Below are 24,905 nucleotides of genomic sequence, written 5' to 3'. Positions count from 1 at the left end.
AGCGTTTCTAGTTTTGGCCGTTCCTACTTCTCCTGTCAGAGACGCTACGCGTGGCTTGCTTCCCCAAAGGGGTACGGGTTGCCGTAGGCATCGCTTCTGTGGGTAAATTAGTCGTAGGTCTTTTACGATACCACCACATCACAAAGCCAGTGATAAATAAAATTAACGGTGCAAGCCCGACAAATACATAGAAGATACGGGATGGAAGTCCCCAAAAGGTGCCATAGTGTAAGGGAGTAAAAGAGTTGAGAACCCGATCGCCCAATGGCAACTTTAAAGCATTATCAACTCGCAAAACCTTACCTGTATACTGGTCAAGATAAACATTACTATTACCATATTCTTCATTTTCTTGTGGTAACTTCATGCGAATTTGTAGAGCTTCTTCTGGTTTACTAGGAAAATAAATGCTTTCGGTAACAGCACTAGGTAAGGCAGCATCGGCAATTTTCAGTTGTTGGGTTAGATTTAAAGTCGATTTCCCAGGAATTGGCTTGGAGACTGGCTCAGATGGTTTTGGAGTGAATGTAACAGCGTAAATAATCGGTTCAGTCAAATCGTAGAAGTTCCAGCAAAAGCCAGTAAAGCCAGTAAAGAATAAAAAAACCACAGCGATAATGCCAGCCACTTTATGAATATCAAAGTTGGCGCGTTTAGGATGAGCATCAAGCTTAATTTTGAAGCCTGCAATCAATCTACGCCAACCAGGCCAAAGAACTAAACCTGTGATGGTGAGGACACACATAAAAAAGGCAATGATGCCAACAATTTTAGTACCAGTTTCACCAGCCATCAGACTGTAGTGCAGACTAAGGATCATACCTATTAGGGTGTTATCTGATATCCGCTCACCAATAATTTTGCCTGTATAAGGATTGAGAAAAACTTCTGTCCTTTGATCCTTGGTTGTTGACAACTGTCCTATGTAGGGAGAAGCAGGAGTATGTGGTAAATAAATCCGAAAAAGATGGAGATCGCTTCGTGCAGCATACTTCGTCTTAATTGTATTCATCACAGACTCAGGGGATACTAACTGCACCTTTTGAGGCGTAATCTGTCCATACTGTTGAGCGATCGCAAAGCGGTCAAAATCTTGCTCGAACACCAACAAGCTACCTGTTAAGCCGACTATAATTAACACCAGTCCTACTGCTAAACCAAGATAGCGGTGCAGAATAAATGTTAGATCGCGTATTTTTTTAGAGTTCATGGTAGAAGCTGCGTGAGACTATACAAGACTTTATGAGTTAAGAAATTGAAAATCAAAATTCAACTGAAACTGTTCCCAGCACAGTCAAAGGCGCACCAGGACGCAGATAGTAGCCTTGAGAATCGTAATATTGAGTACCAAAAAGATTCTTAAAGTTCAATCCAACCCGCCAGCGATCGCGTTTGTAGAAAATTGAGGCATCAGCGCGCACATAAGAGGGGATTTTGAAAGTGTTGGGAAGCGTGGCTTCGCGATCGCCAGTATAAAATAGTCCTCCACCAAAACCTAATCCTTTCCAATTCCCGTTTTGAATTTCATAAGTTGTCCACAAACTCCCCCCAATACCAGCAGCATTTACCAGGGAGTCGCCCACTGGTAGAGTAGTATCTTTACTCACAAAAGCATCGTTGTGGAATAAGGACGCAATCACATTCCAGCCTGGTAGAATCTGCCCAGAAACATCAAATTCCAAACCGCGACTTTTCACTTCTCCAGCCGCAATCGAATAGTCAGAATTGTTTAAATCAGTTACAGCGACATTTTTTTTGGTGATATCATAGGCGGCAAAAGTAGCAGATAGCCTGTCTTTAATCAGTTCCGCTTTCAGTCCTACTTCATACTGAGTGCCGCGTTCTGGTGGCAGTTGAGTTTTATCTACTGTCCGCGAGTCGCTGGGATTAAACGAGCGGGTATAGCTGGCATAAATGGAAATTGGTTCAATTGGCTGATAAACAATACCAACACGAGGTGAAAAAGCTTCATCATATAAACGATCAACGCTCTCATCACCAATAAAATTATTACCCGTAGGATCTAGTGGTCGAACGGTATTCTTCCGATTGATAAAGTCATATCTGCCACCCGCTAATAGCTTCAGGTTTGGTAGCAATGTGACTTGATCTTGTAGATAAAAGGCGATCGTGTCGCGACCGTAGCGCTCGCGATCTGAGGCTTCATCAAACTCTGGTGGTCGAGAAGCACCATACGCAGGATTAAACAAATCAATTCTAGGAGTCACGGAAGTGCTACTGCGGAGATAATCGAAGCCTTGGAGGTCTTTATTCCACTCCAACCCCAGCAAAACTTGATGTTGCACAGACCCTGTATTGAAGTTGCCAATTAGATCCGTTTGCAGGGAGTAGTTGCGGTAAAGGGATCTATCTACCGCATACCGTCGTAACACAGTACGACCGTCTGGATCAAGAGAGTCCGGTCGAAACGCTAAGTCATCACCATCGGCCAGCTTAACGGCAAAGGCACTGCGGATCCGTAGATTTTTGTTAAAACTGTGATTCAGAGTCAAATTAATGATATGTGATTGAACTGAGTCATAATCTCCTGGCTCTCCCAAGAAGCGATTAGTTGGCACCTTGAAAACGTTGGGGTCGGGTACTAAACCGTCGTAGAAAGTGCGATCGGCGTTGAGGTATTCATATTGAAACATTAACGTGGTTGCATCCCCGAATTTAAACGTGAGTGCGGGAGCAATGCTGAAGAATTTTTCATTCAAAAAGTCAACGAAGCTACCAGAGTTTTGATAGGCAACATTCAAGCGATACAGAATGCTTTTGTCTGAGTTAAGCGGCCCAGAAAAATCGAGCGAAGGACGATAGGTGCTAAAGCTTCCGGCTGTCAACTCAGCGGAGTAATAAGGATAATCAAGTGGTTTTTTGGTGACATAATTTACCACTCCTCCTGGCTCAAACTGCCCATACAGCACGGATGCTGGGCCCTTAAGCACTTCAATCCGCTCAATGTTTGTCGGATTTGTCAAGGTAAAAGAACCCTCAGAGAAAAAACCATCCCTCAAATTGTTGTAGGTTGAGAATCCTCGAATGTTGTAATTGTCCACCAGTCCCGCAAACCCTCCTTGCAGAGTCACACCACTGACATTTCGTACAGCATCACTGATCCTTATGATTTGTTGGTCTTTGATGACTTGTTGGGGAATTACTTGAATTGACTGGGGAATGTCACGTTGAGGAGTATCAGTTTTAGTTGCAGTTGTGCTATCTGGTACACTATATCCGTCTTGTTCACCCGTGACTACCAATTCAATCGGTTCATCACCTTGTGTTGATGGTTTTGGCTGTGTTTGACTTTCTGACTGCTGTTGGGGAGTTGGTTGGGTTTGAGGTTGTTGTGCTGTGGATGCAGCAGTCGTCACACTAAAAATTAAACCCTCATCCGCACTGTCAAATAACTCGACAGTTGGAACACCTATTTCTCCGATCGCACTTACCCGGATAGTATTGGCATCAAAGTTAGTAACTGTGATTTCACTAACACCCGCAATTGGCTTTTCCGAGCGGAATGTAAATGCCTCACCACTAGGTAAACGCAGCTGTGCATTGGGAATATCAGCAATGAAGTTATTACCAGCACTGCGATTCGTGATTTGCAGCTGTTCGCCTTTAGATGTCTGTAAAATCACCTCCACACCTTTAGCAGTCGGATTTGCCTTAACTCCTGTTACCTGCACAACTTCTGTTTGTGGCGTGTTTGCTGGTGTTGACGACTGCATTAATAACATTTTGGCGCTGGTAATAACAGGTTCTAGCTCACTTAATTGCCTAATCTTCCCAGTTGCTTGAGGTGGCTTGGCTCGTAGTAGTGTTTTCGCTAGATTGAACCGATTATTAGATTTGGGAATATCTTGCGCTTTTGCAGGCTGAACCAGCAAAATTAAAAGTATCAACAACCACTCTATTCTGTAACTGAATTTAGATACTAGCTGACTCATTTTATCTCCACACACCGTAGTATTCCAGATAACAAAAAACCTCACTCCATGCGTAGCTTTGATGCAGATGCTTATTGAGCTTAGAACGTAAAAGAAACAGAGCCAATTACCGTAAACGGTGCACCTGGATAAACAACTTCGCGTCCTTGGGTTTCCACATAGTAATTAATGTCAAAAAGATTTTTGAAATTGAGACCAACCCTCCAGTTATCTTGTTTATAAAACAGCGCTGCATCTGTGCGAAAATAACTAGGCAAGGTAAGGGATTTGTCAATTTCTCCGGGGCGATCGCCTACATAATAAAGACCTAAACCAAAGCCTAACCCTTTAAAATTACCTTTTTGAAGTTCGTAAGTTGTCCATAAACTGGCAGTATTTTCTGCCACGTTTTGCAGGCGACTGCCTACAGGTAAGTCATTATCACGGGTAACTCTGGCATCTGTATAACCATAGGTAGCAATCACATTCCAACCTGGTGTTAATTGCCCAACGATATCAAGTTCAATCCCCTTGCTAGTTTGTTCTCCCACCTGAATCAAATAATTAGAATCGATGGGATCGCTAGTTAAAACGTTGGATTTTGTCAAGTGGTAAGCTGCCAATGTTGCTGCAAGTCTGCCGTCAAACAACTCTCCTTTTACACCTACTTCGTACTGTTTGCTGCGTTCGGGAACAAAAGCTGAATTATCTCTAGACCGTCCATACTGTGGTACAAAAGATTCTGCATAGCTGGCATACAAAGAAACAGGAGGGGTGGGTTGATAGACAATGCCAACACGCGGGGTAAAAGCAGAATTATTGTCGTTGGTTGAACTTTGAGCTGCTAAATCCTTCTGTAAAATATTCACCGTATCAAAACGACCGCCTAGCAGTAGCTTGAGGTTGTCAGCAATAGTTATCTGGTCTTGCAGATAAAAGCCGAATGTATCTGTGAAATTTTGAACTACGTAAGGAGTAGTGGGACGGGTAATCGGAACAAAGTAAACAGGATTGAAAACATTAATAGATGCAAAAGGCGCGTTAGTAAAGCCATTAGAGACATCAGTGTAACGGTTCAGGTCTACGCCAAACAGCAGTTTGTGAGAAATTGTTCCTGTTTTGAAGTTACCAATAACATCTGTCTGGAGTCTATAGTCTTCTTGGGTGGTTCCACCAAAATTAGCGATATCTCTAGTTGCTGTGCTTCCATCTGCTTGCAGTTCGTCTATCTGAACGCGGATTTCATCACTTTTAAAGATGTTGGTAGAAAAAGCCTGACGCAATTGCCAATTTTGACTGAAGCGGTGTTCGAGATTGTACCCGAACTTGTAGTTTGTAGTAGTACCTTCGTTAATCGATGGTTCGCCAAAAAATCGGTTGATGGGAACCGAACCAGGGCGATCGCCAATTGCAAGCACTCCGCGATCGGGTTTATAATCTCTGTCATTGTATTCAAAAAATAGATTTAAATCAGTATTTTTACTAAGCTTCCAAGCGATGACTGGTGCAACAAATATGTTCTTGGAACTAATAAAATCTCTGAAACTACCAGCATTCTCGTAGGCAACATTCAGGCGATACAGTAAGGTTTTGTCTGTATTCAGAGGCCCAGATAAATCCAAAGCTGAACGATAGAAAGCATAATTTCCAACATCCAAATCGAGATTGTAGTAAGGGTCACTTAGAGGTTGCTTCGTCACCAGATTGATAATTCCACCTGGTTCAGTTTGTCCAAACAGCACAGAAGCAGGCCCCTTGAGTACCTCAACCCGTTCTACATTAGCAAAGTCTGTGGATGGAAAGTTGTCACGAATTCCATCTCGAAAAGTTGTTTCTTGAGCAAATCCCCGAATTCTCACTCTATCATAAGAGTTTTGATAGCCTGCACCTGGTGTTACGCCACTGACATTTTGCAGAACATCCCGCAATCGAGTTGTTTTTTGATCCTCAATTATTTGTCGTGGAATCACCTGAATCGATTGGGGAATGTCGCGCAAAGGTGTATCAGTTTTAGTTGCGGTTGTTGCATCTGGTACACGATATCCATCTTGTTCGCCAGTCACCACCAACTCAATTGGTTCATCACCTTGTGTTGATGGTTGAGGTTGTGTTTGATTTTCAGGCGGCTGTTGTTCGGGAGTTGGTTGGATTTGAGGTTGTTGTGCTGTGGATGCAGCAGTTCCCACACTAAAAATTAAACCCTCGTCTGGACTGTCAAATAACTCGACAGTTGGTATACCCACTTCACCTATGACTGTCACCCGGATAGTATTGGCGTCAAAGTTAGTCACTGTTATTTGTGTAACACCCGCTATTGGCTTTTCTGAGCGGAATGTGAATGCTTCGCCCGATGGTAGACGCAATTGAGCATTAGGAATATCAGTGATGAAATTGCTACCAGTACTGCGATTAACTGGTTGCAACTGTTGTCCTTTCGAGGTTTGTAAAATTACCTCCACACCTTTATTGGTGGGATTTGCCTTGACTGAGGTAACTTGTACAACTTCTGTTTGTGGTGTTTGGTTTTGTTGTTCAATCTGAGCCAGCCATTCTTTTACTGTTCTGGCAAAGCGGTCTAGCTCTTGTCCGCGATGAACTTTAGTTACTTTTGCCTGAGTTGGTTGTATGACGACAGCAATAATAAAACAGCAGATAAACAAAGATTGCAATAGTTTCATCACTCTACACACTTAACCGGATTTCTTTAAACAGAGCTTATTATTTGCAAGTTATTCTTAATTAACTCTATCAGGATAAGAGGAAAATTTGAGCGATCGCATATATCCTGAAACTGGATTTTTTTATCTAAATCGGGATCTTGCTTTTATTATCAAGCCTTTGCAGCGACGAAAGTTTATTTATAAAGTGAATTTGAAGTTGTATAAATGCTATCTTTTGTCAGAGCTTAGTTTGATAACGATATCACCACATCACAAAACCAGTAATAAATAGAATTAACGGTGCAAGTCCAACAAAGACATAGAGAATGCGAGTGGGTAAGCCGCCAAATGTACCATAATGTACTGGGAAAATGAGTTTAGTACAACCTCAGCACGGTTTGGGTTTAATCCATCTTGGATTCGCAGTACTTTGCCACTAAATTGGTCGATAAAAAGCTGTGTACCAATACGCTTGGGTTAAGAATTTATTTCTTCTCTCTGCGTCCTTGGCGTTCTTGGCGGTTCGTTAAAAAAATTCACTTTCACTAAGAGTTTTAGCTTTAACTGAACCGTATTGAGCTGTGTACTACCCCACTTAGTGGTTTATTGGGGCTGTTTTGAGTATAATCGCGTACCCGCACAATTAAGGCGATCGCCTTCGGTTTGTGTAGCGTGATCACCAAACCACTGAGTAAATAAAAATGCCAATTCGTAAAGCTTCAAATTGAAGTTGTCTAAATATTATTTTTTGTAATCGGTTTTGCCTGATAACGATGTCGCCACATCACAAAGCCAGTGATAAATAGAATCAACGGTGCAAGTCCAACAAAGAGGTAGAAAATCCGAGATGGAAGTCCCCAGAAAGTGCCGTAGTGCAAATCGTTAAAGGAATTGAGGACGCGATCGCCTAATGATGCACTCGCTTTCGTAGATACTTGTAAAACCTTGCCGTTATACTGGTCAAGAAAAACATCGCCAAGATTAAAGTTAAACCAAAAAGTCTCTTCTGGTTTACTTGGAAAGCCAATTAGACTGAGTGATGCATTGGGCAAGGTAGCTTGAGCGATTTTCAATTGGTCTTTTACTCTTAGCAAAGACTGACCGGAAATAGCTACAGAAACTAAATCGGGTTGAGGTTTGGAGAAGGTGACAGCGTAGATTATCGGGTTGACAAATTCAGAAAAGTTCCAGCAAAAGCCTGTAAAAAAGGTAAAGACCAGAAACGTGGCTGTAATCACACCAGCAACTTTATGAACATCAAAATTAACCCGTTTGGGATGTGCGTCAAGCTTGATTTTGAAGCCAGCAATCAACTTGCGCCAACCAGGCCATAAAATAATGCCTGTAACGCTCAAGATTGTAAACAGTAATCCCACAATGCCCACAAACTTAAGACCAATGTCACCACTTAAAAGACTGTAGTGGAGTGGATAGATAATGTCAAAAAATATCTTTTGGATCGAGCTTGGCTTGGAGTTAGGGTTGAGGATTACTCCTGTGTAAGGGTTAACGTAGATTGGCAGCCAGTCAAATTCCTTTGTTTTGAGGATAACCTTGATTGACTGATCTGGTTTTGCGGGCGGATAATACCGTTGAATAGTTGTATTTGGTTGGTTGGCGTAGGCTTTTTTGACGGTGTTAAGGACAGCTTCGATTGGTAGTTGTTCCCTTTGAGGGATAATGATGCCACTTTGAAGATGCTGATCGAGGTTGTCAATTTCTGTATGGAAAACCAGTAAACTACCCGTCAAGCTAATGATGATTGCAATCACTCCTAGCACTAGACCTAAGTAGCGGTGCAGAGTAAATAATATATTACGCAGTTTTTTAGAACTCAAGGTAGACGCTCCTTTGCATAATGTCAAAATACGAGATTGGTTTTCTCAATTAAATGTTGCGAGCTGATAGATAGTGAATTACGCAGCTGAAGATTTTTATTGAACCTGTTCACCCGTCACCACAAGTTCAATCGGTTCATTACTTTCTGCCGATGGTTGACTTGGCTGTGTTTGACTTTCTGCCTGCTGTGGCTGTGTGTCAGGTGCAGCAGTTGCAACAGAAAAGATAATACCCTCATCTGGACTGTTAAACAACTCAACAGTTGATACACCTGCTTCCCCCGTTACACTCACCCGGATAGTATTGGCATTAAAGTTTGTTACCGTTATTTCACTAACTCTTGCAATTGGTTTAGTAAAACGGAATGTGAATGCTTCACCTGATCGTAAACGCAGTTGAGCATTGGGAATGTCGGCAATAAAATTATTGCCAGAACTTTGATTAACTACTTGTAACTGTTCTCCTTTTGATGTTTGTAAAATCACCTCCACACCCTTAGATGTGGGATTTGCCTTGACTGAAGTCACTTGTACAACTTCACCCTGCTGACTTTGGGCTGGCGGGTTCTGCTGTTCTATTTGAGCAAACCATTCTTTGACTATTCTTGCAGAACGGTTCAGTTCTTGTAGACTTTGAATTTCAGTTACTTCCTTTGCCTGAATTGGTTGTACGACAACAGTAATAAAAAAACAGGAAATAAATAGCGATGTTTTCGACGGGCTACGCCTACGCACCAGTTTCATCACTCCACACACCTAATCGGATTTTTCAAAACAAAGCTTGCTATTTGCAAATTACTCTTAATTAACTCTATTATTTAAGAATACAGAAATTTGGGCGATCGCACCTACACTGAAACCGATTTTTTTATCTGTATCGATATCTGCCTTTTGCTACAAGCCTTTTTGCTGGCGATATTCTCTAGAAGTTATGCCAAATTGCCGCTTAAACAGATAGCCAAAATGACTTATGTTCTCATATTCCACCTGAGAGATAATTTCTATAACTGTTAAATTAGTGCTTTGAAGTAGCTTTTGTGCTTGCTCTAGTCGTAGAGATTGCACATATTCCAACACCGTAATTTAAGATTCAGACTCATCAAACAGATCGGCCGGATTATTTTGAGAAACTGTCATCATGATTAAAGTGGATTCATACCATTTCTTTGTGAGGCTGCGCCAAATTTTCTTTCTTCCTTTGTGACGGCAGTCGCTGATGGGGGAAACCCCCATCGCCCTTGGCGTCTCCCCTTGGGAGAAGACCGCGCTGCCTCTCCTTTGCGCCCTTTGCGGTTCGTTCCTTATATAATTTGGCGCATCTTTATACAGAATTGGTATCAGCCGCAGAAATTGAGAGAATTAAAACCGCAATTTAAGTGACCCCCGAATTGTAAAAGGCGCACCAAAAGTAATATCTTGAGGACCGCGTGAATTGACGATATATTCCGAATCAAACAAGTTTTCAAAGTTGAGTGCAGCCTCCCAGTTGTCGCGTCGGTAAAACAGAGCCGCATCAAGTCGAGTATAAGCAGGTATCTTGTAATCCGGGTAATCCTGCAAAAGAAATTCACCACCAGGACGCTCATCAACAAAATATACGCCTAACCCAAAGCCCAAGCCTTGCAAATTGCCGCTTTGAATTTGATAAGTTGTCCACAAATTAGCAGAATTATGTGGCGTAAATACTACCGGACTGCCCACTTCATAATTATTATCTTTAGTGATGATCGCATCAATGTAAGAATACCCTGCTGTCACATTCCAACCCGGTAAAATTTCACCCGACACAGTTAAGTCGATGCCGCGACTGCGCTGTTCTCCAACCTGAATACTAAAGTCTTCGTCCGCCTGATTGAGAGGATCGGGTGTCAACACGTTGGCTTTTGTGATTTGGTAAGCTGCTAAAACTGCTGAGAGTTTACCATTAAGAAAATCAGCTTTGATGCCCGCTTCATATTGAGTACCGCGCTGTGGAGCAAAAGCTTCACCCGTTCTTGAACGACCACCTGTATCGTCAGTGTCAAGGGAACGGCTGTAGTTGGCGTAGAGTGAAAGAGGCTTGATCGGTTGATAAACAATGCCAATACGGGGACTAAATGTCTGTGAGTAGTTTATACCAATAGTACCTGCAACATAGTCACTCGCCTTGACTGTTACCCAATCAAATCGTCCAGCTACTACTAGGATGAGGTTACCCTGAAACTTAATCTGATCTTGCAGGAAAACCCCATACGCGTCAGTGTTGTATTGTTGATTATAGTCAGAAGTGTGGGGTGTATAAACGGATGGTCGTGCGATATCATAGTCCGGGTTGGAAATGTCCAGGGATGGCAAGGATATACCGAAACCCACAAATCTTTGCCTATTAAGTTTTGTATCAACGCCAAACAGAGCTTGATGGCTGATTGATCCGGTATTAAAGTTTGCTAACAGCCCGGTTTGCGTCGTATAGGTTTCATACACATATATATCTTCACCGAATGTCCTGTCAATAAATTGATCGTCAGACAAGACACCATAGTTAATTCCTCTTATATGTCCAACAGGTCCTGAGCTGAAGGATAGCACATTGCGAAGCTGAAGATTTTTATTGAATCGATGCTCAAAGTTATAGCCTCCTTGCACTGTTCTATTGTCAGTGTGACCATCATCAGGAAAATCATAATTAGGATCTCGTCCCATAAATGAACCATTCAACGCTCGTACTCCAGTAGAATCTGAGGGTTGATTGAGGTATTCAAAGTTGAGGGTGAGCTTTGTATCATCGCTGATATCCCAGGCAATGGTCGGTGCAATAAAGTAATTCTGGGAACTCGAAAAGTTTTGCGAGTCTTCAGCATCTTGGAGCGCAATGTTCAGGCGATAGCGCAGATTTCTGTTTGAAGTTAGTGGACCTGAAAGATCGGTTGTCCCCCGATAGAAACTATCGCTGCCGACATTCAAGCCCAACTCATAGAATGGCTCAAATAGCGGTTGTTTGGTCGTAATGTTAATGATGCCTCCCAGTCCGCCTGCTCCGAACAAAACTGCTGCTGGCCCGCGCAGCACTTCAAGCTGTTCAACGTTAGAAAAATCTGCCGCACCTGACAAACCACCATTGACTGTTTGTTGTGCGTTGAAGCCGCGAATTGTAATATTGCCAAAGTTCTGTTGAACACCGCTAACGTTCTCCAAAGCACTGTTAACATCAGTAACATTGCGATCTCTAATCACCTGTTGCGGCACAATTTGAATGGTATTGGGAATATCTCGCAAGGGCGTATCAGTGCGCGTTCCCACGCTCGTTTGCGAGGGGTTGTAGCCCTGATCTTGTTCACCCGTTACCACAAGTTCAATTGGTTCATTGCTTTCTGGCGATGGTTGATTTGGCTGTGTTTGACTCCCTGGCTGCTCTTGTGGCTGAGTCGGTTGCGTTTGAGGTTGCTGTGCAGAAGATGCAGCAGTTGCCACAGAGAAGATAATACCCTCATCTGGACTGTCAAACAACTCAACAATTGGTACACCTGTTTCGCCTGTCACACTCACGCGGATAGTATTAGCATCAAAGTTTGTTACCGTTATCTCACTAACACCTGCAATTGGTTTAGTAGAGCGAAATGTGAATGCATCACCAGATGGTAAACGCAGTTGAGCGTTAGGAATATCAGCAATAAAGTTATTGCCATTCGAGCGATTGACTACTTGCAATTGTTGCCCTTTCAATGTCTGTAAAATCACCTCCACGCCTTTATTGGTAGGATTTGCCTTCACTGAAGTCACTTGTACAACTTCGCCTTGCTGGCTTTGAGCAGGTGGGTTCTGCTGTTCTATCTGAGCGAACCATTCTTTGACCGTTCTCGCTGTCCGGTCTAGTTCTTGCACGCTATGAATTGCAGTTACTTGCTTTGCCTGAGTTGGTTCTATAACCACAGCAAGAAAAAAACAGGAAATAAACAGCGATGTCAAAGACGGGCTACGCCTACGCCACAGTTTCATAACTCCACCCACTCAACCGAATTTTCAAAACACACTCAATCACTTGAGAATTATTTTTAGATAACTCTGTTTCATTGAGAATACAGAAATTTGAGCGATCGCATATATACTGAAACCGGATTTTTTTAAGCGGAATCGGGATGTCCTTTTTGCTACAAGCTTTTGTGATGACGATATTCTCTGGGTGTGATGCCAAATTGTCGCTTAAACAGATAGCCGAAATGACCTATGCTCTCGTACCCTACTTGAGAAGCAATTTCTGTAACTGTGAGATTAGTGCCTCGAAGTAGCTGTTGTGCTTGCTCTAGTCGTAGAGATTGCACATATCCCAACACTGTAGTCCCAAATACTTCTCGGAATCCCCGCTTGAGCTTAAAGTCATTGAGTCCGATTTGTTTAGCTAAATTTAATAGAGAAGGTGGATGCGGCAGCGTTTGATTTAAAATAGCTTTAGCGTGATGTAAACGTTCAATTTCATCAGCACGGAAATGGAGTGATCGCCTCAAGACCTGATAATTCTCCCCCCACTGTGCAATTTGAAGTACCAGTAATTCCAAAACTTTTGCTTCTAAATACATTAGTCTAAGTGTTTCTCGAAACGGACATTGCAATATTTGTTTGAGTACTAACTGCATTGCAGGTGTAGTCACTCCTAACGGCTGATGGAAGGGCTGTTTGATTGGATTTTCTCTCAACTGCTCAAGCAAAGCAGGCAAATTTTCAAAGCTTCCCTGAAAACTGTCAAGTAAATTAAGATGCCAATAAATTTTAATATTTTGAGCGTGCTGGTTTGCGGTATGATGCTCAAACTCTCGAACATCAGGTAAGAAAAACAAGTAGTTGTAGCCTGCAACTTCTTCGTAATCGTTACTGACTCCAGTTACATTTGGTGTCACAGTTCTTGTACCACCAGACATAAAAAATTTAGATGTCAGAAAAGGCGAATCATCGTGTTTTTCCTCAGAAATCACTGGTTGAGAATAGTTATTATCAGAGATTACTAGCTCAAGGTTAGAACGAAGAAAAGTCCAGTGAAAGCTGCTTTGACCAAACCAAGTAGACAATTGTGCTTTTCCTTCATAGTCATTAAACTGCTCATCCTGGCAAAATTCCCCAAAGTCTTCTGTCCCAGTTAGGCGAATAGTCATGGTAATACTCTCAACTAATTATTGAGAAAAGTATCTATTAGTAAGGAAAGCGATCGCAACTGAAATATTGTGCAACATGAGTATAATGGCGTATCCGAACAATTAAGGCGATCGCAGCTAATATAACAAGGCAAAAGTCAAAAGAATGAATCAAGATTCTGCAAATTTCTTACTTATCTGGTGATGGTAGCTTTATTCATGCCGTGCTGTACTAAGTTTTGCCGATAGCGATACCGCCACATTACAAAACCAGTGATGAATAGAATTAACGGCGCAAGTCCAACAAATACATAGTGCGGGTGGGCAAACCACCAAATGTCCCGTAGTGTAGGGGAGTGAAGGAGTCGAGGATGCCATCGCCCAATAACGGTTTTAAAGCATTGTCTACTCGCAAAACCTTGCCGCTATACTGGTCGAGGTAGACATAGCTGTTTCCACCGTCTTCTATTTCTTGAGGAAACTTGTAGCGAATCATCAAAGCGCTGTCTGGTTTTTGAGCAAAATAAACGCTTCTGAGTTCTGCACTCGGTAATTGAGCTTGAGCGGTCTTCAATTGCTCAGTAAGCTTTAGAGGTAACTTACCGGGGATAACTTGAGAAACAGCTTCTTGCTTCAAACTAAAGGTAATTGCCCGAATCACAGGCTCACTAAATTCATTAAAATTCCAGCAAAAGCCTGTGAAAAATGTGAAAAAAAGAAACACACCTGTGATCGCACCAGCAACTTTGTGAATATCAAAGTTCACTCGCTTGGGATGAGCATTAAACTTGATTTTAAAGCCTGTGAGTAAGTTCCTCCACCCAGGCCAAAGAAATATTCCTGTAATCGTTAAAATGCACACTAGTAAACCAACAGTGCCAACAATTTTGTATCCAATGTCGCCTACTAGCAAACTGTAGTGGAGTGCATAAATAACCTTGTAAAGGCTGTCTATGGAGTTGGGATTGAGACTATTACCGAGAACTGCTCCTGTATAAGGATGAACGTAATTGTCAATCCAATCATTTTCCTTGATTACATAGATGACATCAAATGGTTCATCTGGTTTTGTCGGCACATATATTCGGTTGAGCTTGGCATCGGGTTGGTTGGTATAGCTCTTTTTGACTGTATTCAGAACCACCTCGATCGGCAGCATTTCCCCTTTAGGCGTAATCATTCCAATCTGGTTATGCCGTTGAAAATCACTAATTTCGGATTGGAAGACCAGCAAGCTACCAGTTAAACCAATAATAATCGTAATCGCTCCCACCGCTAACCCAATGTAGCGATGTAAACCAAAAATCGCTTTACGTACTGCTTTAGATGTCATAGTAGATACTCCTGCTGTACCAATTAAAATGAATATGAAATTGTACCTTGCACGATAAAGGGTGCGCCTGGAATAACCTGATTTCGACCTTGTGACCCCTCAAAATACCTAATGTCAGAGAGGTTCTTGAAATTAAGTCCAATTCGCAAATTATCTTTTTGGTAATACAGCGCTGCATCCAAGCGAGTATAACCGGGAAGCAAAAAGGAATTAGCTAAATCTCCTGCTCGCTCACCGACAAAAAATGCCCCAAACCCAACGCCTAATCCTTTCAAACTACCTGTTTGCAGGGTGTAGGTTGTCCATAAACTGCCACTATTGCGCGGCACATTATTGAGTCGATTGCCGACCTGCAATATGTTGTCTTCAATAACTTTTGCATCGGTGTTAGCGTAGGATGCGATCACCTTCCAGCCTAGAAGAATTTCACCTGCAATATCAAACTCAACACCTCGGCTGCGTTGTTCACCAACTTGAAGTGAATAGTCAGGATTATCTAGATCATCAATGAGAACATTTTTCAGCGTCGTATTGTAGTACGCTAATGTTGAAGATAACCGACCATTGAGCAACTCTGTTTTGACTCCAACTTCATAGCCTGTACCACGTTGGGGATCAAAGGGTTGATTGCTGATACTTCTACCGTTACTAGGGGTAAAAGACTGGCTATAGCTGGTGTAAAGTGACACTTCTTGAATCGGTTGATAAACAATGCCTACACGCGGGGTAAATGCATCTGCATTGTCGGGTGCATTTGCAATATCGTTGGAAGTGGATTCATAGTGATAAGTATCAAATCTTCCACCTACCAGCAGTTTGAGGTTATTCAGCAAGGTAATTTGATCTTGTAAGTAGATACCAAAAGTCTCGGTGACATCATTACCAGTACTCAAGGGAGCAAACTCACCATAAGTAAAGTCGTAGTTGGGGTTAAAAACATCAATGAATCCTGCCGAGCGACCTGTCCCATAGAAGAAGCTCTTCTGTCGTGTGAGTTCTAAGCCCAACAATACCGTATGTTGAATTGATCCCGTTTTAATTTTGGCAGTCAGGTCATTTTGCCAGGAGTAGGTTTCATAGTATTGATCGCCAATAGAATCGCCCAGTTCAAAGGTGCGATCATCTTCTGTATCACCGAAGATTTGTAGAGTAGCACCGGGACCACTTTCAGTACTTGCGGTATAGCGAAATAAAGACCGGAGTGAGAGATTAGGATTAAAGCGATGGTCAAGGTAGAGGGCTGCTAGGGTTTGGGTGAATTTTTCTTGCCTGGTCGGGTCGCCCAGATAGCGACCGATTGGAATATTAGGAACTTTATTGTCACTCAGTACCACTAGGCCCCGATCAATCGGTCGTGCGTCTCTTAGATACGATACATCTAGGTTTAAGGTCGTATTTTTGCCTAACTGATAGGTAAAAGATGGCGCAAAGAAGAATCGTTCAGTTTGTACGCGATCGCGAAAACTCCCTGCATCTTCGTAAGCAATGTTCAAGCGATAAGCTAATGTTTTCTCGTCGTTGAGTGGGCCAGCAAAGTCTAAGGTTGGACGGTAAAAACTATAACTCCCGGCTGTAAAATTCAATTCGTAGAAAGGATCAAATAGCGGTTTCTTGGTAACCCGATTGATGATTCCCGATGGCTCTACCCGTCCATACAGAATGGATGCAGGCCCCTTCAAGATTTCGATGCGATCGATGTTTGCACTCTCCTCTTGAGTTCGCGAGAAGCCTTCACCACGAAATCCATTCAGGAAAGTCTCGGCATTAAAGCCCCGAACAGTAAAACCCTCTGTACGATTGCCAAATGAACTGCCATAGGTGACACCACTGACGTTACGCACTACATCTCTGACGCTGATTGCACCCTGATCGCGGATCACCTCTTGGGGAATCACCTGAATTGAAGCGGGAATGTCCCGCAGGGGTGTATCGGTTTTAGTAGCAGTTGACGCGTCTGGCGCATTATATCCTGTATCCTGTTCACCTGTGACTACCAATTCAATCGGCTGCTCATCCTGAGGTGTTGGTTGCTCTAGCTGGGTTTGTTGTGACCCTGGTGCAGGCGGGGTGGGATTTTGCGCTCTAGATGCAGGACTAGCAACAGAGAAGATTAGACCCTCGTCTGGACTGTCAGATAACTCAACTGTTGGGACACTCCCCTCACCGATAACTGTCACCCGAATAGTATTGGCATCAAAGTTACTAACTGTTATTTCAGTAATACCTGCAATTGGTTTATTGGAGCGAAATATAAAGGCTTCACCCAACGGTAAACGCAGTTGAGCATTGGGAACATCAACGATAAAGCTATTACCACCACTGCGATTTATAACTTGCAACTGTTGCCCCTTAGTCGTTTGTAAAATTATCTCCACGCCTTGATTCGTGGGATTGGCTTTCACTCCCGTCACCTGTACTACCGTTACACCATCTTGAGCCAGCAGTGCAGCACTTCTCTGGGGATGAATAACATCCTGAAGGCGAGAAATATCTGAATCTGCTTGAGCAGGTTGCATCGTCAAAATTGAGAACACACCCACTAGGAAAAGAATATAAGATTTTTGACCCATTGCTCCACACACCACGATCGCAGCACTCCTAGAACAGTTGCAACTCAATTTCAATAACTTTTAGGTACAATAGGGCATTTTCTGATTTCAGGTGATCTCTACAGGGTCAAAAGCGATCGCTAGCCGGACTGTTTTTGCCATTGTGCTTGATAATCGCTGGGATTCATACCAAACTTTTTGCGGAATACAGCAGCAAAGTAACCTCTATTGGCAAATCCCACAGCATAGGACACTTGAGCTACATTCATCCGTCCTTCCATAAGGAATTGACAAGCTTTTTCTAAACGATAATCATGCAGATATCCAAACACTGTTGTACCGAAAATTTGACGAAATCCTTGCTTGAGTTTGCGATCGTTTAACTCTACTTGTTTTGCTAATTCAATTAATGAGGGTGGGTTGGTAATATCTCGAAGCAAAATATCTTTGGCTTGATAGATGCGCTCAACATCATTTTTCTTAAAATTAACCAATTGCTGGGAGGGTGTACCATCATTAAACAGTTGAGCAAATTGTAAGGTAATTAGTTCCAGTGTCTTAGCTTCTAAATAAGTACGTCGCATGATTCCCTGAAACGGACAGTGAAGCAGTTGGTGTAATGCTAATTGCATTGCCGGGGTCATTTTGCCGAGTGATTGATGAAAAGAAGGTGGTGTATCTGTTTCCAAAAATGGTTTGAGTTTGCTGGGTAAATATGCTTCCTGACCCATACTCAATAATCTCAGCAGATGCGGTTCCAAACGGACTCTGACATTGACATTTTGTCCGGCCATCAATTTCTCAATCTCTCTGACTTCTCCTAAGCTGTAGGATAAATAGCTTTCTCCAGGTTGTTCGCAAATATCTTCAATTTCCTCTTTCAGTACCCCTGCGCTACGAAAAACCAGAGTCATGTAGGTATCACCATCCACAAAATCCCAACCAACAGTCTCTGGTAACTCCAAATTAGCAATGTCTGCTCGCAGTCCCAGACAAAGTGGAATGTTACTAATTTGACCTTTTATGAGTAGATGCTGCCAAATCTCAACGCTTTCAATCTGATCAGAATAGTAAGTAATCTTTTTAGTTTGTAAGCCTTCTTCCCAAATTTCAGCCCATTGGGCACTTGTATAAACTTTCGCCATTTTAGTCAATTAAGCTTTTTCTCAATATTCTTGAGAAATTATCTCATAATTTTTTTGGCTAACTGATGATGTAAAAATATATCTATGTATCATCACGAAGACGCAGAGAAAGAAAATGTCTCTTTTATTGAAGTGTTCCCGCTTCTTTTGTGGTCGCCGCTACGCGTAGCTTGCTTTCCCTAAGGGGCATGGCATTGCAACAATTATTAAGTTTGAAGAAAGCGATCGCATCAGTTTAATACCAATTCGCAATACTTCGGCTACGCTCAGTACAAGTTCGCAATACTTCGGCTATGCCCAACTCTACCAGAGGCTGCGCCCTAAGCGTAGCTATGCCGCAGGCTTTACGACTACGCCCCTCGACTTTGCCCTTCTCTTCTTAGGCTGCGCCCTAAGCGTAGCTATGCCGCAGGCTTTACGACTACCAAGAGGACAAGCTCGGGCTAAACTCAGGACAAGCTCAGTACAAGTTCGCAATTGAGAAATTTAGATGTAGCAAGGCAATCCCTGCTTACATCTGTTGTCTTATTTTAGAGAATTGGTATAACTGATGGTTTAACCTTGGCAACTCGATCATCAGCCAAAACGGTAACAACACTCTGATCAGCACAGGTAAAGATTTGCTGGCAATTCTCTTGATTATGTAAAAATTTTTAACAGATAAAATCGCAGCGTTTCTACTTTTGCGTGAATGCTTCTGTGAGTAAATTAGTTGTAGGTCTTTTGCGATACCGCCACATCACCAAGCCAGTAATAAACAAAATTAACGGCGCAAGTCCTACGAACACGTAGAGAATGCGTGTAGGCAATCCTCCAAAAGTACCGTAGTGTAAGGGAGTAAATGAATTGAGAATGCGATCGCCCAACGGGATCTCCAGTATGTTATCCACTCGCAACACTTTACCACTGTACTGGTCGAGATAAACATAGCTTTGCCCATTTTCATCATCATCCTGGGGCAACTTAAAGCGAATACTCAAAGCATCTTCTGGTTTACGAGGAAAGTAAATTGTACCCAACATTGCATTTGGGAATGTAGCACGAGCAGTTTTTAATTGATCTGTTAGTTGCAGTGGAGTTTTACCAGCAACAGGTACAGAGACAGGTTCCGATGCTGGCTTGTGGGTAAATGTCACTGCATAGATGATGGGTTTAGTAAAATCAGAGAAATTCCAGCAGAAACCAGTGAAGCCTGTAAGAGCAATAAATATAGCTGTAACAATACCTGCTACTTTGTGAATATCAAAGTTAACCCGTTTCGGATGAGCATCAAGTTTGATTTTGAAGCCGTTGAACAGTTTTCTCCAACCAGGCCAGAGGAGGATGCCTGTAATACTGAGGATACACATCAATAAGGCAGCAATCCCAGCGGTCGCATATCCAGTTTTGCCTGCTAACAAACTGTAGTGGAGTTCGTAGACAGCATAAAAAAATTTTTCTGAAAAAATTTCCTGACTGTTTCCAATAACTACTCCGGTATAAGGATTGACATAGAGTTCAGCCAAATCGGTGTCCTGTTTCCTGGGAACAACGACCGCCGGAGCATTTGGCTTTGCAGATATATAAATCCGATCAATTGTTACGCCTGGTTGATTTGCATACGATATTTTCACCTGATTAAGGATAACTTCCACAGGCAAGCGTTCGCCACCAGGAGTAATCGTTGCAATTTGACGATGCAATAAAAAATCACTAATCTCATCATGAAAGACTAACAAACTACCTGTTAGACCGATGATAATTGCAATCAGACCTACAACTAACCCGATATAACGGTGTAGCCTGAATACAAAGTCTCGGAGTTTTTTTGAATGCATAAAGAATACTCCTTTGTATTCTATTGGGGTTAAAACTGCCACGAAATTGTTCCCTGTACCGTCAGTGGCTCGCCTGGAAAGACTCTTAGAATGTCAGAAGATGATTCGTAGTAATCAACGTTGAAGAGATTTTTGATGCTGACAGCAGCTCGCAAGCGATCGCGTTTGTAGAAAATAGAAGCATCAGTGCGAAAATAGCTCGGTAGGGTAAAACTATTATTCAGATCCCCTTCTCTTTCGCCAACATAAAATAAACCCAAGCCTAACCCCCATCCTTGTAAACTACCGGATTGAAATTTGTAGGATGTGAACAAGCCGAAGGAATTTTCTGGCGCATTAACCAAGCGATTGCCTACAGGATAATCGTTGTCCTCGCTGATGCGGGCATCAATGTAGGCATAACCAGCCGCAATGCTCCATCCTGGCAAGATTTCACCACTAATGTCCAACTCAATACCGCGACTGCGTTGTTTGCCAGTTTGGATCAAAAAGTTAGAATTATTGGGATCGGTCGTCAGCACGTTAGAGCGAGTTAAGTCAAACAATGCCAAAGTTGCAGACAGTTTGTTACTCAAATCTCCCTTAATGCCCACTTCATACTGAGTTCCACTTTCTGGCTCGAATAAATTGCCATTGGCATCAGTGCCACTGTTAGGGTTAAACGAGCGACTGTAGCTAGCATAAAGGGAAATTGGCGGTAGGGGTTGATAGACAATCCCGACCCGTGGGCTAAAAGCTTGATCAGATTGGCTAGTTTTTGTGTCTGTGATCAAATCTTTCGAGTCCTGATTAGCCCAGTCATACCGTCCGCCTAGCACTAATTTCAAGTTATCTGCTAAAGCAATCTGATCTTGAAGATAAACCCCAACAAACCCCCCTGATTGAGTACTATTACCTCTATCTTCAATAGCACCTCTGGGAGAGCCATAGACAGGGTTGAACAGGTCAAGCGGTGCAGCATCGCCGGAGATATACTCATTATTTGTGCGTTTGGTGTTGTATACCTCGGTTCCAAACAAAAGTGTATGTTTAATCGACCCAGTTTGGAATTTACCAGTTAAGTCAGTCGCCACAATAAAGCCGTTTATGGTATCATCTGTTTTTGGGTTTGGATCGTCGAAGTAAAAGCGGCTAAGAGTTCGACCATTAGGGTCAAGGCTGCTACCAGCAGTAAATTCAGCCCCTCCTCTTTTTAAAACTTCATACCGAAATACATTTCGTACTGACCAATCTTTGCTAAACTGATGCTGCAAGTCGTACCCAATTCTGGCAAACGAGGCAGTCTCGATGTCATTTGGTTCACCTATAAAGCGATTAATGGGAATCTTACCATTAGGATTGGGCAGCACTGTACCCACAGCAGGTAAGCCGGCAGAAGTTTGATTTACCGTTTTCGACACATCTCCTTCGATAGTCAGTTTGGTATTAGGGCTAATCTGCCAGCTAACAACCGGATTGACTAACCAACGATTATTACGACTAAAGTCAATGAAGGTATTTGAGTCTTGGTAAAAAGCATTTAAGCGATATAGCACAGTGCGGCTATCGTTGAGTGGCCCGGAAAAATCTACTGCACCCCGGTAGAGGTCGTAACTTCCAGCGAGAAACTCAAGGTTATAGAAAGGGTCACGTAATGGTTGTTTGGTAACAATATTCACTGCGCCACCTAAAGATCCCTGACCATATAACACAGAAGCCGGGCCTTTCAAGATTTCAACGCGCTCTATATTGGTGAGATCGTTTCTAGATATTGAGCCGAAATCGATATCTCTGACACCATTTCTAAGAACATTCGAGCCATAATCAAAGCCCCGAATAGAAAAGGCACTTAACCCTCCTTCATAGGAGGGATTGGATGGAATCACACCGCTCACTGTTCTAACTGCATCATCGGGGTTGGTAACTACCCGGTCTTCAATCACCTGGCGGGGAATTACCTGAATCGATTGAGGAATATCGCGGATGAGTGTATCAGTTCTAGTTGCAGATGAAGCATCTGGTATATTATATCCATCTTGCTCACCCGTTACCACCAATTCAATTGGTTCATCATTTTGTGCCGATGGTTGACTTGGCTGTGTTTGATTCCCTGGCTGACTTGGTTGCGTTTGAGGTTGTTGTGCGGAAGATACTGCACTCGCCACAGAAAATATAACACCTTCATCTGGACTATCATACAACTCAACAGCAGGCAAACTCGCTTCACCTGTCACCGTTACTCTGATAGTATTGGCATCAAAGTTTGTGACTGTGATTTCTCTAACCCCTTGAATTGGTTTTTGGGAGCGGAATGTGAACGCCTCACCACTAAGTAGACGCAGTTGAGCATTGGGAATATCAGCGATAAAATTATTGCCAGCACTGCGATTTGTGATTTGCAACTCTTGCCCTTTGCTAGTCTGTAAAATCACCTCCACACCTTTAGAGGTAGGATTTGCCTTAACTCCAGTCACTTGCACTAATTCAGGAGTTGGCACTGTTACTGGTGTTGGCAATTGCACTAACTGTTGAGCGCTGGTGAAAAAATGCTTTATCTGCCTGAGTTGCTGAATCTTTTTAATTGGTTCAATAACCTGTGCTTTGGTAATCAGTTGAGTAGATTTTCCACTAACCTTAGTGGATGCTGTAATAGAAGCAGTTCTTGTACTTTGCGCCCAAACAGGTTGAGCAACAAGTGACATCAAGATACTCGTGATGCATCCAGATAAACTGACAACAAAAAATAAGAAATTAGGCGATCGCTGAACCTTCATAGCTCCTCACACATCAAAAAAGCCAATACCCTCCTTGGCAACTCATCCAGGAAAACTTCCTCTTTGACTCACAAAGTTGTTGAAATTAATTGGCAAATAATCAAGTTATAGGGAGCATACAGGATTTCAGCGACTATTTCCGCTCCAAGAAGACCGCTTGCGACTCTAAGAAGACTAAATCTTTGATAAATTTTAAATATCAGGTTTTTCTCCTAAGCGACATGCACTAGGACTAATGCTAAACTTGCGTTTGAAAGCCACAGCAAAATGACCAGTATTGGCATAGCCCACTATATTTGCCACTGTCGCTACGCTCAACTTCCCTTCACAAAGCAACTGCCGGGCTTTCTCCATACGATAATCGTGCAGGTAGCCAAATACAGTTGTGCCAAAAATCTCACGAAAGCCTCGCTTAAGCTTGTTGTGATTAATTCCAGCTTGCTTTGCCAAGTCTAGTAAAGATGGCGGATTATCCAAATGCCGCAGTAAAATTTTTTTAGCATCATAAATGCGGTCAATATCAGTAGACTTGAGGTTTGTGACCAAATTTAAACCCTGTTCGCGCTTGACAGTTTGCTCTAAGTGCAAAACTAATAATTCTAGGGCTTTGCTTTCCAGATATCGCTGTTTAATCCATCCTCGATAAGGGCAAGTTAGAATCTGCCCAATTGCTAGCTGCATCGCTGGAGTCGTTGTTCCCAGTAGATTGAAATCTTCCTGTTTGTTTCCTTCAATCAAATTTTTTAACTGCAATGGCAGAGAGTCAAGCTGGTTGCTGCCGTATGATTTGAGGAAAGAAGGCTCCATGCAAATCTGGACTCTGAAGATTCGTTGATTGGCAGGCCACTCTTCTGTCTCCATAGCAGAGCCAAATCCGAAACAATTCTGTCCAGCAATTTCGTTGAAGTAGTCGTTTGTCTTGTGAATCACTACTCCAGCATCGCCGCAAATAAAAAATGTCAGAACTGATGCCGTCCATCCTTCTTCATAATCATCACAACAAATAAATTCTCGGCATTCAAATTCCCGAACGCGAAGCCAAAACCCATCCTGAAGCCAAATTAATCGCCTGTATCCTGTTCCTAACTGTTTAGGGTAATCAAAGATATCGTCGAAGTCGTCTGATTGGTATAAACGATGGGTATTCTGCCAGCTTTGCTCCCATAGTTCATCATAGTTTGAGGATGAAAGGGTAATTGTCATTGTTGCAGTTAATTAAGTTTTTTATTAAGTTTATTGAAAAATAATCTCATGTTTTTTGCTAGGTTAAATAATACCTTTGCGAATTTGCAAGTCTGGTAGAGGCAGTTTTGAAAATTGTTTGTAGCGTGCTATCAGTTTAGACTGACTCTAGAAGCGATCGCGATGATTGAAGCGGTCGAATCAAGCAACAGCAAACCACTTTTCAAACAACCTCTTAAATTCGGACAGTCGTTTATTGAATTCGGGCAGTCGTTGATTGAATTCGGGCAGTCGTTTATTGAATTCGGGCAGTCGTTTATTGAATTCGGACAGTCGTTTATTGAATTCGGGCAGTCGTTTATTGAATTCGGACAGTCGTTTATTGAATTCGGACAGTCGTTTATTGAATTCGGGTAGTCGTTTATTGAATTCGGGGAGTCGTTTATTGAATTCGGGTAGTCGTTTATTGAATTCGGACAGTCGTTTATTGAATTCGGGCAGTCGTTGATTGAATTCGGGTAACCACCAAGAATTTACATATTGAAATCTCAGAAACTGCCAGAATTCTCATAAGCGAGATTCAAGCGATAGAGT

The 24,905-nt window shown here is 42.5% G+C and carries 16 protein-coding genes; 1 reads left to right on the top strand and 15 read right to left on the bottom strand.

Going from position 1 to position 24,905, the window contains the following annotated elements; all coding sequences use genetic code 11:
- Positions 1–7: 7 nt before the first annotated feature.
- The 15 genes from V7L20_RS04355 to V7L20_RS04285 form a co-directional block, all read right to left on the bottom strand.
- Positions 8–1,210: a PepSY-associated TM helix domain-containing protein gene (locus V7L20_RS04355; protein WP_334742883.1), complete on the bottom strand. Its 1,203-nt coding sequence runs from the start codon at positions 1,208–1,210 to the stop codon at positions 8–10.
- A 52-nt stretch (positions 1,211–1,262) separates the two neighbouring features.
- Positions 1,263–3,953, bottom strand: a complete 2,691-nt coding sequence (locus V7L20_RS04350) for a TonB-dependent siderophore receptor (RefSeq protein ID WP_334742882.1) — start codon at positions 3,951–3,953, stop codon at positions 1,263–1,265.
- A gap of 80 nt (positions 3,954–4,033) precedes the next feature.
- Positions 4,034–6,610, bottom strand: a complete 2,577-nt coding sequence (locus V7L20_RS04345) for a TonB-dependent siderophore receptor (RefSeq protein ID WP_334742945.1) — start codon at positions 6,608–6,610, stop codon at positions 4,034–4,036.
- Between the two features lie 244 nt (positions 6,611–6,854).
- Positions 6,855–6,920: a hypothetical protein gene (locus tag V7L20_RS04340; RefSeq protein ID WP_334742944.1), complete on the bottom strand. Its 66-nt coding sequence runs from the start codon at positions 6,918–6,920 to the stop codon at positions 6,855–6,857.
- Positions 6,921–7,326: 406 nt separating this feature from the next.
- Positions 7,327–8,430 (bottom strand): PepSY-associated TM helix domain-containing protein, encoded by a 1,104-nt coding sequence (locus tag V7L20_RS04335; protein ID WP_334742881.1) that lies wholly within the window; start codon positions 8,428–8,430, stop codon positions 7,327–7,329.
- 96 nt (positions 8,431–8,526) lie between these two features.
- On the bottom strand, positions 8,527–9,174 hold the full coding sequence (locus V7L20_RS04330) for an AMIN domain-containing protein (protein WP_442943505.1): 648 nt from the start codon (positions 9,172–9,174) through the stop codon (positions 8,527–8,529).
- A gap of 150 nt (positions 9,175–9,324) precedes the next feature.
- A complete protein-coding gene (locus V7L20_RS04325) occupies positions 9,325–9,507 on the bottom strand; it encodes a helix-turn-helix domain-containing protein (RefSeq protein ID WP_334742880.1) in 183 nt (60 codons plus the stop codon).
- Between the two features lie 282 nt (positions 9,508–9,789).
- Positions 9,790–12,405 carry a TonB-dependent siderophore receptor gene (locus V7L20_RS04320; protein ID WP_334742879.1) on the bottom strand — a complete coding sequence of 872 codons (2,616 nt, stop codon included), beginning with the start codon at positions 12,403–12,405 and terminating at the stop codon, positions 9,790–9,792.
- Positions 12,406–12,557: 152 nt separating this feature from the next.
- Positions 12,558–13,553 (bottom strand): helix-turn-helix transcriptional regulator, encoded by a 996-nt coding sequence (locus V7L20_RS04315; protein ID WP_334742878.1) that lies wholly within the window; start codon positions 13,551–13,553, stop codon positions 12,558–12,560.
- Positions 13,554–13,818: 265 nt separating this feature from the next.
- Positions 13,819–14,865: a PepSY-associated TM helix domain-containing protein gene (locus tag V7L20_RS04310; RefSeq protein WP_334742877.1), complete on the bottom strand. Its 1,047-nt coding sequence runs from the start codon at positions 14,863–14,865 to the stop codon at positions 13,819–13,821.
- A 23-nt stretch (positions 14,866–14,888) separates the two neighbouring features.
- Positions 14,889–17,435, bottom strand: coding sequence for a TonB-dependent siderophore receptor (locus V7L20_RS04305; protein WP_334742876.1), 2,547 nt, complete (start codon positions 17,433–17,435; stop codon positions 14,889–14,891).
- A gap of 119 nt (positions 17,436–17,554) precedes the next feature.
- Positions 17,555–18,559, bottom strand: coding sequence for a helix-turn-helix domain-containing protein (locus V7L20_RS04300; RefSeq protein ID WP_334742875.1), 1,005 nt, complete (start codon positions 18,557–18,559; stop codon positions 17,555–17,557).
- Positions 18,560–19,236: 677 nt separating this feature from the next.
- A complete protein-coding gene (locus V7L20_RS04295; protein ID WP_334742874.1) occupies positions 19,237–20,376 on the bottom strand; it encodes a PepSY-associated TM helix domain-containing protein in 1,140 nt (379 codons plus the stop codon).
- Positions 20,377–20,405: 29 nt separating this feature from the next.
- Positions 20,406–23,129: a TonB-dependent siderophore receptor gene (locus V7L20_RS04290; protein ID WP_334742873.1), complete on the bottom strand. Its 2,724-nt coding sequence runs from the start codon at positions 23,127–23,129 to the stop codon at positions 20,406–20,408.
- Between the two features lie 192 nt (positions 23,130–23,321).
- Complete coding sequence (locus V7L20_RS04285; RefSeq protein WP_334742872.1) at positions 23,322–24,332, bottom strand: AraC family transcriptional regulator; 1,011 nt, start codon at positions 24,330–24,332, stop codon at positions 23,322–23,324.
- Positions 24,333–24,494: 162 nt separating this feature from the next.
- Here V7L20_RS04285 and V7L20_RS04280 point away from each other — a divergent pair, with 162 nt between their 5' ends.
- Entirely contained in the window at positions 24,495–24,728 is a 234-nt protein-coding gene (locus tag V7L20_RS04280; RefSeq protein ID WP_334742871.1) for a hypothetical protein, read from the top strand.
- The last annotated feature ends 177 nt before the right edge of the window (positions 24,729–24,905 follow it).

It is taken from the genome of Nostoc sp., assembly GCF_036916735.1.
Lineage (GTDB): Bacteria > Cyanobacteriota > Cyanobacteriia > Cyanobacteriales > Nostocaceae > Nostoc.
Note: the sequence above shows the minus strand (reverse complement) of the source record. Positions and strands in the feature narration are given on the sequence as shown.